At 67.8% G+C, this 15,364-nt stretch carries 12 protein-coding genes; 2 read left to right on the forward strand and 10 right to left on the reverse strand.

The genetic code is table 11. The features are described 5' to 3' along the window. Nucleotides 1-36 precede the first annotated feature (36 nt). Entirely contained in the window at nt 37-1,983 is a 1,947-nt protein-coding gene (gene acs / locus DV704_RS09580) for an acetate--CoA ligase (protein WP_114799360.1), read from the reverse strand. A gap of 186 nt (nt 1,984-2,169) precedes the next feature. On the opposite strand from acs, the gene DV704_RS09585 reads away from it, so the two are divergent. Beyond that, nucleotides 2,170-4,809: an AMP-binding protein gene (locus tag DV704_RS09585; protein ID WP_114799361.1), complete on the forward strand. Its 2,640-nt coding sequence runs from the start codon at nt 2,170-2,172 to the stop codon at nt 4,807-4,809. A 9-nt stretch (nt 4,810-4,818) separates the two neighbouring features. Further along, a complete protein-coding gene (locus tag DV704_RS09590) occupies nt 4,819-6,699 on the forward strand; it encodes an acetate--CoA ligase (RefSeq protein WP_114799362.1) in 1,881 nt (626 codons plus the stop codon). 2 nt (nt 6,700-6,701) lie between these two features. On the opposite strand, the gene DV704_RS09595 is transcribed toward DV704_RS09590, so the two are convergent. From DV704_RS09595 to DV704_RS09635, 9 genes are all read right to left on the reverse strand, one after another. Then, on the reverse strand, nt 6,702-7,514 hold the full coding sequence (locus DV704_RS09595; protein ID WP_114799363.1) for an alpha/beta hydrolase: 813 nt from the start codon (nt 7,512-7,514) through the stop codon (nt 6,702-6,704). Then, nucleotides 7,514-8,239 carry an ABC transporter ATP-binding protein gene (locus DV704_RS09600; protein WP_114799364.1) on the reverse strand — a complete coding sequence of 242 codons (726 nt, stop codon included), beginning with the start codon at nt 8,237-8,239 and terminating at the stop codon, nt 7,514-7,516. Before DV704_RS09600 ends, DV704_RS09595 begins: the two co-directional genes overlap by 1 nt. After that, on the reverse strand, nt 8,217-8,987 hold the full coding sequence (locus DV704_RS09605; RefSeq protein ID WP_114799412.1) for an ABC transporter ATP-binding protein: 771 nt from the start codon (nt 8,985-8,987) through the stop codon (nt 8,217-8,219). Before DV704_RS09605 ends, DV704_RS09600 begins: the two co-directional genes overlap by 23 nt. Continuing rightward, nucleotides 8,984-9,889 carry a branched-chain amino acid ABC transporter permease gene (locus DV704_RS09610; RefSeq protein WP_114799365.1) on the reverse strand — a complete coding sequence of 302 codons (906 nt, stop codon included), beginning with the start codon at nt 9,887-9,889 and terminating at the stop codon, nt 8,984-8,986. Before DV704_RS09610 ends, DV704_RS09605 begins: the two co-directional genes overlap by 4 nt. Before the next feature lie 8 nt (nt 9,890-9,897). After that, nucleotides 9,898-10,818, reverse strand: a complete 921-nt coding sequence (locus tag DV704_RS09615) for a branched-chain amino acid ABC transporter permease (RefSeq protein ID WP_114799366.1) — start codon at nt 10,816-10,818, stop codon at nt 9,898-9,900. 9 nt (nt 10,819-10,827) lie between these two features. Continuing rightward, entirely contained in the window at nt 10,828-11,994 is a 1,167-nt protein-coding gene (locus tag DV704_RS09620) for an ABC transporter substrate-binding protein (protein ID WP_114799367.1), read from the reverse strand. Between the two features lie 98 nt (nt 11,995-12,092). Next, entirely contained in the window at nt 12,093-13,322 is a 1,230-nt protein-coding gene (gene kynU, locus DV704_RS09625) for a kynureninase (RefSeq protein WP_114799368.1), read from the reverse strand. A gap of 4 nt (nt 13,323-13,326) precedes the next feature. Beyond that, nucleotides 13,327-13,737 carry a RidA family protein gene (locus DV704_RS09630; protein ID WP_114799369.1) on the reverse strand — a complete coding sequence of 137 codons (411 nt, stop codon included), beginning with the start codon at nt 13,735-13,737 and terminating at the stop codon, nt 13,327-13,329. Nucleotides 13,738-13,739: 2 nt separating this feature from the next. Continuing rightward, a complete protein-coding gene (locus tag DV704_RS09635; protein WP_114799370.1) occupies nt 13,740-15,359 on the reverse strand; it encodes an AMP-binding protein in 1,620 nt (539 codons plus the stop codon). Nucleotides 15,360-15,364: the final 5 nt, after the last annotated feature.

Genomic DNA, 15,364 nt, shown 5'->3' on the forward strand with positions numbered 1-15,364 from the left:
AGTATAGGGGCTCCCCGCCAGGGGGTCAACGCGGGGCTACTGCGCTGAGGTGGCCCGGAGCCGCTCCACCACGGCCCGGTCTTCCAGGGTGCTGGTATCGCCCTTGATCTCCTCGCCCGAGGCCACCTGCCGCAGCAGGCGGCGCATGATCTTGCCCGAGCGGGTCTTGGGCAGGGCGTCGGTGATGCGAATCTCATCGGGCCGGGCGATGGCCCCGATCATCTTGACCACGTGGGCCCGGAGCTCCTGGGCCAGCTCAGGGCTGGGGGTCTGGCCGCTTTTGAGGGTGACGAAGGCCACTATGCCCTCGCCCTTGATGGGGTCGGGCCGCCCCACCACCGCAGCCTCGGCCACCGCCGGGTGGGCCACCAGGGCGCTTTCGATCTCCATGGTGCCCAGGCGGTGGCCGGAGACGTTGAGCACGTCGTCTACCCGCCCCAGGATCATGTAGTAGCCCTCGGGGTCGCGCTTGGCCCCGTCGCCGGTGAAGTAGCGGCCGGGGTACTGGGCGAAGTACTGCCGCTCGAAGCGCTCGGGGTCGCCCCAGACCGTGCGCAGCATGGAGGGCCAGGGCCGCTTGAGGATGAGGTGGCCGCCCTCGTCGGGGTTGGTGACCGGCTGGCCGGAGGTGTCCACGACCTCGGGCTCTACCCCGAAGAAGGGCTTACCCGCGTGGCCGGGCTTCATGGGATGCACCCCGGGCAGGGTGGTGATCATGATGCCCCCGGTCTCGGTCTGCCACCAGGTGTCCACAATCGGGCAGCGCTCCTGGCCGATTACCCGGTAGTACCAGAGCCAGGCCTCGGGGTTGATGGGCTCGCCCACCGAGCCCAACAGGCGCAGGCTGCTGAGGTCGTACCTGCGCGGCCACTGCTCGCCCCACTTCATGAAGGCCCGGATGGCGGTGGGGGCGGTGTAGAGGATGTTCACCCGGTACTTCTCGATGATGCTCCAGATGCGCCCCTCGTCGGGGAAGTTGGGGGCTCCCTCGTACATGAGGGTGGTGGCCCCGTTTTGCAGGAGGCCATAGACCACGTAGCTGTGCCCGGTGATCCAGCCCACGTCGGCGGTGCAGAAGTAGGTGTCGCTTTCCTTGAGGTCGAAGATGTAGCGCGCGGTGAGGTAGGTGTAGACCGAGTAGCCCCCGGTGGTGTGCAGCACCCCCTTGGGCTTGCCTGTGGAGCCCGAGGTGTAGAGGATGAAGAGCGGGTCCTCGGCGTCCATGGGCTCGGCCGGGCAGACTGGGGAGGCGTTGGCCATGAGCTCGTGGTACCAGTGGTCGCGGCCCGGTTCCATGTGGACCTCCTGCCCGGTGCGCCTTACCACCACCACGTGCTTTATGCTCTTGGCGTCGGCCAGGGCCTCGTCGCTGTTGGCCTTGAGGGGGACCACGCTGCCGCGGCGCCAGCCCCCATCGGCGGTGATAAGCACCTTGGCCTCGGCGTCGTTGATGCGGTCGGCCAGGGCCGAGGCCGAGAAGCCCCCGAAGACCACCGAGTGCACCGCCCCGATTCGCACGCAGGCCAGCATGGCGATGGCAGCTTCAGGAATCATAGGCAGGTAGATGGTGACCCGGTCGCCCTTCTCCACCCCCAAGGACTTGAGCACGTTGGCGAACTTGCAGACCTCGCGGTGGAGCTGCTGGTAGGTGAGGATGCGCGAGTCGCCCGGCTCCCCCTCAAAGATGATGGCGGCCTTGTTGCCCCGGGTTTCCAGGTGCCGGTCGAGGCAGTTGTAGGCGAGGTTGAGCTTGCCCCCAATGAACCACTGAGCCTTGGGGGGGTCCCAGGCCAGCACTTTTTCCCAGGGTTGGAACCAGTGTAGCTCGGAAGCCACCCGGCTCCAGAAGCGCTCGGGGGCCTCTAAGCTTTCCTTGTAAAGCGCCTCGTACTCTTCAAGCCGGTTGATCTGCGCCGCTTTCCGGAAGGCCTCGGAAGGCTGGAAGACCCTTTCCTCTTTTAGGACGGCTTCGATTTTTTCCATACACCACACCCCAAAACCGAGAAGGAGGCAGCAGGCTGCCAGGGCTTTTTGAGGTGAGCATAGGTAATCGCGCTGGCCCCGTCAAGAAATCAGGGGCTTTGGCAAATGTAAGAAAAAAGCCATTACTTGACACCTCCGGCAGCAAAGACCATGATGGGCCAAAAACAACGACTTCAGCAGCACTTTATGTCCAAGACCCGCAAGCTCACCACCGTACAAGCGGCCCTTCGGGTGCTGGCCTACCTGGCCGAGCACCCCGAGGGGGTAGAAGCGGCGCGGCTGGCAGCTTTTTTGGGCAAGAGCCTTTCCACCGCCTACGCCCTTCTGGCCAGCCTGGTGGCTGAGGGGTTTGCTGAACGCGAGGGAAGCCTCTACCGGCTGTCCCGGACAGCCCTGGCCCGAACCCCACCCCCTTTGGTGGAGCCCGAGCGGCTTTCAGATGCGCTGGAGGAGCTCTATTTGTGCACGCGTGAGCGCACCTACCTAGCCCTTCTGGACCGCGAGGGGCGGCTGCGCCTGGCTACCCGGGGCCGCCAGGGTCTGCCCAAGCTGGGGGTGGAGGAGGTGGTGGGGGAGGGGTTTCACGCGCTTGCCCTGGGCAAGGCGGTGCTGGCCTTTTTGCCCCCCGAGGCCCAGGCCCCCCACCTGCAGAACCTCCGCGCCTACACCCACCTCACCCTCACCGACCCCCTGACCCTGGAGGAGGAGCTCGCCAGGGTGCGGCGGATGGGCTTTGCGGTGGACCTCGAGGAGCACGCTCTGGGCCTTTCGAGCCTGGCCGCCCCCATCTTCGACCCCCAGGGGCAGGTGGTGGGGGCTTTGGGGGTGGTGGTGCCCTCCCGGCGTTTTCCCTACGCTTTTACCCGGCTGGCCCGGGCGGTGCAGGAGGTGGCCCGGGCGGCCTCGAGCCACCCTCTCCCCGAGCCCATCCGGGAGGAGCCGGAGGTAGCCCCCCCAGAGCCGGCTCCGGCCCTCCCCCTTCTCGCCGCCAAGGAGGAGACCGTGCCACCTCCAGAGAAGCTCAGGCGCCAGGCCAATTTGCAGGACTACCGGGCCGAGTACGGGCGGAGCCTGGAGGACCCCGAGGGCTTCTGGGCCTCGTGGGCCGGCCGGTTTTTCTGGTTCACCCCTTGGAAGGAGGTTTGCCGGCTCGAGTTTCCCCACCACCGCTGGTTTGTGGGCGGCGAGACCAACCTGGCCTACAACGCCCTGGACCGCCACGCCCAGGGGCCCAGGCGCAACCACCTGGCTCTCATCGCCCTTGCGGGCGACGGCGCCGTGCACAAGCTCACCTACCGCGAGCTGCGCGACCTGAGCGCCCGGCTGGCAGGGGGGCTGCGGGCTTTGGGAATCGGGAAAGGCGACCGGGTGGCGGTCTATCTGCCGAGCGGGCTGGAGATGGCCCTGACCTTTTTAGCCTGCGCCCGCATCGGGGCGGTGCACGTGGCCGTTCCCGCCGGCCTGGGGGCCCAGGCCCTGCGCGAGCGCCTTCTGGATACCGGGGCCCGGCTTCTGGTGGCTGCCGACCGTATGTACCATGGGGGGCGCGTTCTACCCTTCGCAGCCCTGGTGGAGGAGGCGGTGGAGGGGCTGGACCTCGAGGTGCTCTGGTTTAGCCGGGGCAGCGAGCGGCGCCCTTTGGAGTTCTGGGAGCTTCTGGAGGCCCACCGCCCCACCACCCCGGCCCTCCCCGTGGACAGCGAGCACCCCCTGTTCATCCTCTACACCTCGGGCTCCACGGGCAAGCCCAAGGGGGTGGTGCACGTGCACGGGGGGTACATGGTGGGCATCACCTACCATCTGCGCACCCTCTTCGACCTCAAGGAGGGCGATGTAATGTGGGCCACCGCCGACCTCTCCTGGATTGTGGGCCACAGCTACGGCCTCTACGCCCCCCTGCTGGAGGGCCTGACCACGGTGATCCGGGCCGAGCGGCTTGACTACCCCGATCCGGGGAGCTTCTACGAGACCATAGAGGCCTGCGGGGTGAACGTCCTCCTCACCAGCCCCACCTGGTTGCGCGCCTTTCGCCGCCACGGGGAGGAGTGGGCCCGGGAGGCCGATTTGAGCGAGCTCCGGCTCGTGGGCAGCGTGGGAGAATACCTGGCCCCCGAGGTCTGGCACTGGGCCCGCGCCCACCTGGCCCATGTGGTGGACAACTGGTGGCAGACCGAGACCGGGGCCCCCTGCCTGGCCACCCCTCCTTGCATGCCGGCCAAGCCGGGCAAGGCCGGCCTGCCCCTGCCCGGGGTGAGGATGCGGGTGGTGGACGCCCAGGGCCGGGAGCTGCCCCCTGGGCAGAAGGGGCACCTGGTGATCTGCCAGCCCTTCCCCCACATGATGCGCACCTTCTGGAACAACGACGAGCGGTATGTGGAGGCCTGGAGCCGAATCCCCGGCTGCTACGCCACCGGCGATATGGCGGTGCAGGACGCCGAGGGCTACATTGCTCTTCTGGGCCGCTCCGATGATGTGATCAAGGCCGGCGAGCTGCGCATCGGCACCGCCGAGATCGAAGGGGCCATGCTCTCCCACCCCGCGGTGGCCGAGGCCGCGGCGGTTGGGGTGCCCGACCCAGAGCGGGGTGAGGTCATCAAGGTGTACGTGGTGCTCAAGACCCGGGAGGCCAGCCTCGAGGTGCGCGCCATTCTGGCCGACAAGCTCCAGGCCCACCTGCGGCGCCAGCTAGGCAACCTGGGCCTGCCCACCGTGGTGGAGATCATCGAGCGGCTGCCGCGCACCAAGAGCGGCAAGATCATGCGCCGTCTGCTAAAGGCCCAGGAGCTGGGCCTTGACCCAGGCGACCTCTCCACCCTGGAGTCCTGAAGGAGGCTTATGCAAATAGAGCAGCTCCTCAAGCACTCAACCGGCTACCAGGCCCCCGAGGCCTTGCGGCAGCAGGCCAACCTCTCCGATTTCCACGCCGAGTACGCCCGCAGTCTGCAGGACCCGGAGGGGTTTTGGGGGGAGGAGGGGCGGCGGTTTTACTGGTTTGAACCCTTCGGGCAGGTGCTGGAGTGGAGATTCCCCGACCACCGCTGGTTCTTGGGGGGCAAGACCAACATCACCTACAACGCCCTGGACCGCCATGCCCAGGGGCCCAGGCGCAACCACCTGGCCCTCCTGTACCTGCGGGAGGACGGCCTCGAGCAAAAGCTCACCTACGGCGAGCTCCTGGAGCGGGTCTCCCGCTTCGCTACCGCCCTCAGGGCCCTGGGGGTGGGGCCGGGCGACCGGGTGGTGGTCTACATGCCCCTCACCCCGGAGGGAATCATCGCCATGCTGGCCTGCGCCCGGATCGGGGCCATCCACTCGGTGGTCTACGCGGGGCTGGGGGTCCAGGCCCTGCGCGAGCGCATCCTGGACGCGGGGGCCAAGCTGGTCATCGCCGGGGACGTGGGCTACCGGCGGGGGCGGGAGGTGGACCTGGCCTCCGTTGTGCTGGAGGCCACCCAGGGCCTGGAACTGCCCATCGTCTGGTTCAGCCGCAAGGAAGCCCCTCGGGGCCCCCTTTACAGCGACTTCAACACCCTGCTCTGGGCCCACAGACCCGAGACGCCAGCCCTGCCTGTAGACAGCGAGCATCCCCTGTTCATCCTCTACACCTCGGGCTCCACGGGCAAGCCCAAGGGGGTGTTGCACGTGCACGGGGGGTACATGGTGGGCGTGGCCTACCACCTGCGCACCCTTTTCGATGTGAAGGAGAGCGATGTCTTCTGGGCTACCTCGGACATCGGCTGGATTGTGGGGCATAGCTACATCGTGTACGCTCCTCTGCTCCTGGGCATAACCAGCGTGCTGCGGGAAGGGGCCCCCGACCACCCCGATCCGGGTGCGCTCTGGCAGGCGGTGGAGCGCTACCGGGTCAACGTGATGTTCACCGCTCCCACCGCGGTGCGGATGTTCATGAAGTTCGGTCCCGAGTGGCCCGCCCGCGCAGACCTGTCCTCGCTGCGCCTCCTGGCCGTGGCGGGGGAGCCTTTGAACCCCGAGGCCTGGCGCTGGGCCCACGCCCATCTGATGGGGGAGGGCCGGCGGGGGTTCGTGGTGGACAACTGGTGGCAGACCGAGCTGGGGGGGCCCACCCTGGGCAGCCCCCTTGCCCTCGAGGCCCGACCCGGCTTCGCGGGGGTGCCGCTCCCCGGGGTGGAAGCGGCGGTGGTGGACGCCCAGGGCCAGGAGCTGCCCCCGGGCCAGGGCGGCCTGCTGGTGCTGAGGCGGCCCTTTCCCCACATGATGCGCACCATCTGGGGCAACCACGACCGCTACACCCAGTACTGGACGGAGGTCCCCGGCCAGGTGTATGTGGCGGGCGATGTGGCCGTCAGGGACCGGGACGGCTACTTTGCCGTGCTGGGCCGGGCCGATGATGTGCTCAACGTGGCCGGGCACCGCATCGGCACCGCCGATGTGGAAAGCGCCCTGGTCTCGCACCCCGCGGTGGCCGAGGCCGCGGCCGTTGGCCTGCCCGATGCCCTAAAAGGCGAGCGCATCAAGGCCTTTGTGGTCCTCCGGACGGGCTTTGCTCAAAGCCCCTCCCTGGCGGAGGAGATTGTGCAGCACGTGCGCCGGGAGCTGGGGCCGATTGCCGCACCGGCGGAGCTGGCTTTCCTGGACAAGCTGCCCAAGACCCGCAGCGGCAAGATTCTCCGCCGCCTTCTAAAGGCCAGGGAACTGGGGCGGGACCCAGGGGACCTGAGCACGCTGGAGGAGTAGCCCTAGAAGGGCCGCCAGAGTTCGCTTCTGGGGTCAGCCAGGGCCTCCAGCACGTTGAAGTGGTGGGCGTTGGGCACCCGCCAGACCCCGGGGCAGACCTCCGGCCAGGCCTGCTGCAGGAGCCGGCTTTGCCGCTGGAACTCGCTGGACTCGAGCTCCCCCACCCCCAGCACCAAAGGAACCCTCAGGGTAGGCCGCTTGTGGATGGGGCTGAGGGCCCGGGCGCTCTCGCGCGTGAGGCGCAGGTCGGTGTTGAAGGAGACCTGCAGAAGGGGTTCCAGGTCAAAAAGGCCGCTGATGGCTATACCCCCCGCGAAGGCCGCCTCGGGCACGCCGTACTCGGCCCAGGGGGTGGCGAAGAGCTCGGCGGTGAGGTGGCCCCCTGCGGAGTGGCCGCTCAGGAGTATGGGCAGGCCGCTCAGGCCGTAGCGCGGGGCCGCGCGGTAGAGCCAGGCCACCGCCCGGCGGCACTCCTCGACGATCTGGCCGATGCTGACCGCGGGGCAGAGGTCGTAGTTCAGCACCGCCAGGCTGACCCCGGCCTCCACCAGGGGCGGGGCCAGCCAGGAGAAGTCGTCCTTGTCGAAGGCCCGCCAGTAGCCGCCGTGGATGAAGACCAAAAGATAGCGGCTTTGGGGGGCGGGGAAGAGGTCGAGGGTCTCCTTCGGGCCCGGTCCGTAGGCCAGGCTGGGATGGTGGGGCAGGGCCGCGCGGGCGGCCTTGGCCTCCTCGGCCCAGCGCCGGAAGTAGCCGGCCGCATCCGGCACGGTGAGACGGGGGCTGTACTGCAGCTCGAGCCAGGAAGGGTTCTCCATCACCTCGGGGTCACCTCCACGCTCAGGTAGCGCCGCCAGAGTTCGGGCTGGGCCCTCAGGGCCGCTGAGCCTCCCTGCCAGACCACCCGGCCCCGCTCCAGGATGGTGTGCCAGTCGGCCAGGGCCAGGAGGCGCTCCAGATACTTGTCGATCACCAGGATGGTCTGGCCGTTCTGCCTGAGCAGTTCCAGCACCCGCCAGATTTCCTCGCGCAGCAAAGGGGCCAGGCCCTCGGTGGCCTCGTCCAGAATCAGGAGCCTGGGGTTGGTCATGAGGGCCCGCCCAATCGCCAGCATCTGCTGCTCGCCCCCTGAGAGCTGGTGGCCCAGGTTGTTGCGCCGCTCTTTTAGCCTGGGGAAAAGCTCGTAGATGCGCTCGAGGTTCCAGGGGGCCGGGCTTTTGCTGCGGTTGGCGGCGAAGGCGATGAGATTTTCCTCCACCGTGAGGTTGGGGAAGACCTGCCGCCCTTCGGGCACCAGGGCCACGCCCAGGCGGGCGATCTGCTCCGGGGCCAGGCCTCTGAGGCTCTGGCCAGCGAAGCGGATGCTGCCCCGCCAGGCCGGGACCAGGCCCAGGATCGAGCGCACCGTGGTGGTTTTGCCCATGCCGTTGCGGCCCAAAAGGGTGGCCACCTGGCCCTCCTCCAGGCGCAGGCTTACCCCGAAGAGCACCTGGCTTGGGCCGTAGAAGGCCTCCAGGCCTTCAAGCTCCAAAAGCGCGCCCATACCCCTCCACCTCGTCGCCCAGGTAGGCCCTGTGCACCTCGGGGTTGGCCCGGATCTCCTCCGGGGTGCCGGTGGCGATTACCTGGCCATAGACCAGCACCGAGATGCGCTTTGCCAGCCGAAAGACCGCCTGCATGTCGTGCTCCACCAGCAGAATGGTGAACTCCCGCGCCAAGCTTGCGATGAGCTCCACCATCCTCTCCGACTCCTCGAAGCCCATGCCCGCGGTGGGCTCGTCCAGTAGGAGGAGCTTGGGCCGGCTGGCCAGGGCCATGGCCACCTCGAGCGCCCGCTGCTCCCCATGGGAGAGTTTTCCCACCACCTCCTCAAACCGCTTCTCCAGGCCCACCCGCCGGGCTACCTCCAGGGCCTCCTCGGTGAGGGCCCGCTCCCGGCTTACCGGTTGGAAGAAGCGGAAGCTGCTCCCTGAGCGGGCCTGCACGGCCAGCTCGAGGTTGGTCCGCACCGTGTAGTTCCGAAACAGGTTGGTGATCTGGAAGGTGCGGGCCAGCCCCCGGTGGACCCGCTCGTGGGCGGGGGTGCGGGTGATCTCCTGCCCTTCGAAGAAAATCCGCCCCTGGCTGGGCCTGAGGGTGCCGCTGATCAGGTTGATCAGCGTGGTCTTGCCCGCCCCGTTGGGGCCGATCAGGGCGTGTACCTCGCCCGCCTCAACCCAGAGGCTGCACCCGTTCACCGCCAAAAGCCCGCCAAAGCGCTTGGTCAGGCCCTCTACCTCCAGCAGTCTCACCTTTCCCTCCGCCATAGCCCGGCCAGCCCTTTGGGGGCGAAGAACACGATAAGAAGGAGGATCAGCCCTACCCCAAGCTGCCAGTGGATGGTCAGGTCCTGCAGGACCTCCTCCACCAGAAGGAGCACCGCCGCCCCCAGCGCCCCGCCCCAGAACTGCCCCACCCCGCCCAGGATGACCATCATCATCAGGTGGCCCGACTGCTGCCAGGACAGGAGGTGGGGCGAGGCGTACTGGGTGTGGTGGGCCATCAGCACCCCGGCCAGGCCGGCCATCGCCCCGGCCAGCACGAAGGCGGTGAGCTGGAACCGGTACACCGGGTAGCCCAGCGCCAGCGCGCGCGACTCGTTTTCCCGGATGGCCTGGAGCACCCGCCCGAAGCGCGAGTGCACCAGCCGGTGAAGCAGGTACAGCGCTCCTGCCAGCACCCCCAGGGTCAGGTAGTACAGCGCGGTGTCGGTGAGCTCAAACAGGCCAAACTCGGGCCGCCGCGCCCTGAGGCCGTCCTCCCCCCCGTACTGCTTGAAGGAGACCACCAGGTAGTAGATCATCTGGGCGAAGGCCAGGGTGATCATGATGAAGTAGACCCCCCGCGTCCTGAGGCTGATGGCCCCGATAAAAAAGGCCAGCAGCGCGCTGAGGCCCACGGCCAGGGCCCAGATAAGCCAGCCCGAGGTCACGCCCTCGCGCACCAAGATGGCCGCGGTGTAGGCCCCCAGACCAAAATAGGCCGCGTGGCCGAAGCTCACCATTCCCCCGTAGCCCAGGATCAGGTTCAGGCTGCTCGCGGCCAGGGCGAATATCATAATCTTGGTCAGCAGGCCCTGGTAGAACTCGAGGCCTGCCGCGCTGGCGATGGGCGGGAAGGCCAGCAGCAGAAGAAGGACGATTACCCCTCCCACAAAGCCCCCTAGGTCCGCACCGGAAAGAGCCCTTGCGGCCGGAAGAAGAGCACCGCCGCCATGAGCAGGTAAATGAGAATGGAGGCCAGGGCCGGCCCCAGGTTGGAGGCCACCTCGGGCGGGGCCACCTGCGAGAGCAGAAGGGGCAGGAAGGCCCGCCCGGCGGTGTCCACCATCCCCACCAGCAGCGATCCCACCAGGGCCCCCTTGATTGAGCCGATTCCCCCAATCACAATCACCACGAAGGCCAGGATCAAAATGCTCTCGCCCATCCCAATCTGCACCGCCAGAATGGGCCCCAAGAAGGCCCCCGCAATGGCGCAGAGCCCCGCTCCCACCCCGAACAGCAGGGTGAAGAGGGGCCGTATGGGCACCCCCATGACCTGGGCCATCTCGCGGTTCGAGGCCCCGGCCCGCAGCCACATCCCCACCCGCGTGCGGTTAACCAGCCAGAAAAGCAGGAGGGCCACCAGGAGCCCCACCCCGATCAGGGTAAGGCGGTAGGCCGAGTAGCTGAAGCCCGGTAGGAGCTCGACGGGGCCCGAGAGCCCCTCGGGCGCTGAGAGCAGCAGGGGCTGGGAGCCCCATATCATCCGCACCCCTTCGTTGATGATGAGGATGAGGGCGAAGGTGGCCAGCACCTGCGAGAGGTGGTCGCGCCGGTATAGCTGGCGGAGGACGGTGAGCTCGAGGAGCATCCCTACGAGGGCGGTGCCCAGCACCGCCAGCAGCACGGCCAGCCAGAAGTTGCCCAGCAGACCCACAAAGGTAGCGGTCAGGTAGGCCCCGATCATGTACAGCGAGCCGTGGGCCAGATTGATCATGTCCATGATGCCGAAGACCAGCGTAAGCCCTGCGGCCAGCAGGAAAAGCATCAGGCCAAACTGGAGGCCGTTTAGAAGCTGCTCGGCGAAAAGCGAGGGCGGCATGGGGGGTCCTTACCTCAGCCTACACTTCTCCACGTAAGCGTCGCGGTGGTTGGTGAAGATGGTGCCCACCAACCGGTTCACGATCTCCCCGTTGGGCTGCTGCACAACCTGGCGCAGGTAGTAGTTCTGGATGGGGTAGCCGTTGGGGCTAAAGCGAACGAACCCCCGGGTGCTGTTGAACCCTGCCAGCATGGCCCGGCGCAGCTCGTCCTTCTTGCTCAGGTCTCCCCCCACGGCCCGGATGGCCGCGTCCAGCAAAAGCGCGGCGTCGTAGCCCTGGGCGGCATAGAGGGTGGGGGTGCGGCCATAGGCCCTGCGGAACTCCTCCACGAAGCGCTGGTTTACCGGGTTGTTGAGCTCCAGGGCCCACTGCGAGCTGTTGTAGATGCCCACCATGGGCCTGCCCACCGCCCGAATTACGTCCGCATCGGCGGAGAACCCCGGCAGGAAGAGGGGGATCTCGCGCATGAGCCCGGCCTCGGCGTACTGCTTGATGAAGTTGACCCCCATGGCCCCCGGCTCAAAGGCGTAGACCGCCTTGGGCCTTGCGGCGCGAATCTGGGCAATCTCGGCCGAGAAGTCGAGCTGGCCCAGGCGGTGGTAGACCTCGGCCACCACCCGGCCCTTGAAGAAGCGCTTGAAGCCGGTGAGGGCGTCCCGTCCGGCGGGGTAGTTGGGGGCAAGCAGGAAGACGTTCTCGAAGCGGCGGGTCTGGACGTACTGGCCCATGGCCTCGTGCAGGTTGTCGTTCTGCCACGCCACGTTCACAAAGTAGGGGTTGCACTGCTCCCCCGCGTACTCCGAAGGGCCGGCGTTGGGGCTTATGTAGAAGACCTTCTCCTCGAAGATGGCCTCACCCACCGCCAAAAGGACGTTGGAGAAGATGATGCCGGTGAGGAAGTCCACCCGGTCGCGCTTGAGCATCCGGTCCACCGCCTGGCGGGCCACGTCGGGGTTTTGCTGGTCGTCGGCTATGAGGACCTCCGCCGGCAGCCCCCCAAGCTGGTTGTTCTGGAGCCTTAGGGCCAGGTTGAAGCCGTCTCGCACGTCGATTCCCAAGGCAGCCCCGCCCCCGGAGAGGGTGCTGACGAAGCCAATCCTGACGGTGCGGGGCTGGGCCAGGCCCAGCGAGCCGCCGATGAGCAAAAGGGCTAGAAGCCAGGGTAGTTTTTTCATCTTGCCTCCTTTCACAGCAGGCGTGCGCCTGCCATAGCGCTGGGAAGAGCCCCCTTCCGCCGGGCAGGGGTTCGCGGGGCGACACGGAATGGCGGGCATCAGGTCACCTTGGCCCTTTCCTGGTAGCGGGGGTCTTGCCAAAGCCCCTGCTCCATGACCTGCCCAAGCCGCTCCACCGCCTCGTAGACCTCGGTGTAGCGCAGGTACAGCGGGGCAAAGCCGAAGCGGAGGATATCCGGTGCGCGGAAATCGCCCACCACCCCTTGGGCCGCCAGGGCCTGGATGATGGCGTAGCCCTGGGGGTGGCGGTAGGCCACCTGGCTGCCGCGCCGCTCAGGGGCCCGGGGGGTCGCCAGGCGGAAGCCGTAGCGGGCCTCCAGGGGTTCCATGAGGGCCATGAAGAGCTCGGTGAGCCTGAGGGACTTCTGCCGCACCAGCTCCATGTCCACCCCTTCGAAGACCCCAAGCGCCGCTTCCAGGGCGCTCAGGGAAAGAATGGGCGGGGTGCCCACCAGCATCCGCCGCACCCCTTCTGCCGGTAGGTAGAGGGGGCTGAAGGCGAAGGGTTCCTGGTGGCCCATCCAGCCGGTTAGAAAGGGTTTCAGGGCCGCCTGGTGCCGCCGGGCCACGAACAAAAAGGCCGGCGCCCCGGGCCCCCCGTTTAGGTACTTGTAGCCGCAGCCCACCGCGAAGTCCACCCCGCAGGCCCCCAGGTGCACCGGGAAGGCTCCTGTGCTGTGGGCCAGGTCCCACAGCACCAGGGCCCCTTTCTGGTGGGCCAGGCGGGTCAGGTGGGCCATGTCGTGGCGGTAGCCGGTGCGGTAGTCCACCTCGGTGAGCAGGAGCACTGCGGTGTCCTCGTCCAGGGCAGCCTCCAGCTCCTCCCGGGCCACCCGCCGCAGCTCGAATTGCCCGAGCAGCGCCCGCACCCCCTCGGCGATGTAGAGGTCGGTAGGGAAGTTATCCACCTCGGAGAGGATGACCCGCCGCTCGGGCCTAAGCCTTAGGGCGGCCAGGAGCAGCTTGAAGAGGTTGACCGAGGTGGAGTCGGCCACCAGCACCTCGTCCGCCCCGGCCCCCACCAGCCGGGCGATGCGAGCCCCCACCCGCTGGGGCAGGTCAATCCAGCCGTGCCGGTTCCAGCTTTGGATGAGGTCGCGGCCCCACTCCTCTTTGATCGTCCGCTCCAGGCGGGCCGCCACCGCCTTGGGCAGGGCCCCGAGCGAGTTGCCGTCGAGGTAGATCACCCCTTCAGGCAGCAAAAACTCCTCCCGCTTGTGCCGCAGGGGGTCGGTCTGGTCCAGGGTCCTTAGCTCTTCTGGACTCATGGCCTCACTCTGGGATGACGGCGGTGGCCTCGATCTCCACCTTGGCCTCTTCTTCCACGAGGGCGCTTACCTCCACCACGGTCATGGCCGGGTAGTGCCGGCCCATCAGCGCGCGGTAGGCCTCGCCCAGGGCCGGGAGTGAATTCAGGTACTCCTCCTTGCTGGTCACGAACCAGGTGAGGCGCACCAGGTGCTCGGGCCGGCCCCCGGCCTCGGCCAGGGTCTCCAGGATGTTCTTCAGGGCCTGGTGGGCCTGGGCCACGAAATCCTGGCTTTCGAAGCGGCCCTCGCGGTTCCAGCCCACCATGCCGGCCAGGAAGACCAGCCGCCCCCGGGCGGCGATGCCGTGGGCGTACCCCTTGGGCTGGGGCCAGCCCTTGGGTTGGAGGACCTGCAGGTGCTTGACGTGCTCCATACTCAGCCTTTCACCCCCTGGGCTTCCTGCCTCAGGATGTAGCGCTGCAGCTTGCCGGTGTGGGTGCGGGGCAGGCTCTCGCGGAACTCGATGGCCCGCGGGTACTTGTAGGGGGCCAGCCTCTGTTTTACGAACTCCTGCAGTTCCCGCACCAGCTCGCTCGAGGGCACCACCCCAGGCCTCGGCACCACGTAGGCCTTCACGATCTGGCCCCGCTCGGGGTCGGGGGCCCCCACCACCGCGCACTCAGCCACCGCAGGGTGGAGCAGGAGGGCCTCCTCCACCTCGGGCCCGGCGATGTTATAGCCCGCCGAGATTATCATATCGTCGGTGCGGGCCTGGTAGACGAAGTAGCCCCCCTCGTCCATCAAGTAGGCGTCCCCGGTGATGTTCCAGCCGTTTTGTACGTAGTTGCGCTGGCGCTCGTCGTCCAGGTAGCGGCAGCCGGTGGGGCCCTTGACGGCAAGCCGCCCCACCTGCCCGGGTGGAAGGGGCCGGCCCTCTTCGTCCAGCACGCGGGCCACGTACCCCGGTACCGGCCTGCCGGTGGCCCCGGGTTTGGCCTCCTCCTCAGTGTGGGAGATGAAGATGTGGAGCATCTCGGTGGCCCCAATGCCGTCTATGAGCTCGATGCCGCTGACCTCCTTCCACAGCCGCCGGGTGGCGGCGGGCAGGGGCTCGCCTGCGGACACGCACTTCCTGAGGGAGCTGAGGTCGGAGGCTTGGGCCTGGGCGGCCATGAGCCGGTAGGCGGTGGGGGAGGTGAAGACCACGCTGGCCTTGAAGCTGGGGATGGCCTCGAGCAGCATCTCCGGGCTTCCCCGCTCCAAAAGCACGCTTCGCGCCCCGATCCGCATGGGAAAGAGCACCAGGCCACCCAGTCCGTAGGTGAAGGCCAGCGGGGGACTGCCGATGAAGACGTCCTCCGGGTCGGCCCGCAGGATGTGCTTGCCGAAGGTGTCGCAGACCGCCAGCACATCGCGGTGGAAGTGCACGCAGCCCTTGGGCTTGCCGGTGGTGCCGGAGGTGAAGGCGATGAGGGCCGCGTCATCGCTGGCGGTTTTGAGGTTGGGGAAGGTGGCGGGCTTGCGCTCCATCAGGGCCTCCAGCCAGCCCCCTTCGCCCCAGTAGACCACCTGCTTCAGGCTGGGGCAGCCCTGGAGTGCGTTTTCCAGCTCCTCCCGGAGCCTTGCGTCGCACAGGGCGTGGGAGACCCGGGCTTTGTTGATGATCTCGCCCAGCTCCTTGGCCCTGAGGAGGGGCATGGTGGTCACGGCAACCCCCCCGGCCTTCATCACCGCGTACCAGGCGGCCACCAGCATGGGGTGGTTGGGGGCCCGCAGCAGCACCCGGTTGCCCGGGACCAGGCCCATCTCCTCCACCAGCACCCAGGCGATGCGGTTGGCCGTTTCCAAAAGCTCGCCGTAGCTCCAGCTAACCCCCGGGGCCAGCAGGCAGGGCCGGTCGGGGTGCTTTTCGGCCATCCTGTCCAGAAGCTCGGTGGCGCAGTTGAGCTGCTCGGGGTACTGCAGCTCTGGCAGGGTGAAGATGAGCTCGGGCCACTCCGACTTGGGCGGCAGGTGCTCGCGGACAAAGGTGTCCAGATGGGCGGTGTGTCCCATGATTC

Origin of the sequence: Meiothermus sp. QL-1 (assembly GCF_003351145.1) — a bacterium.
Lineage (GTDB): Bacteria > Deinococcota > Deinococci > Deinococcales > Thermaceae > Meiothermus.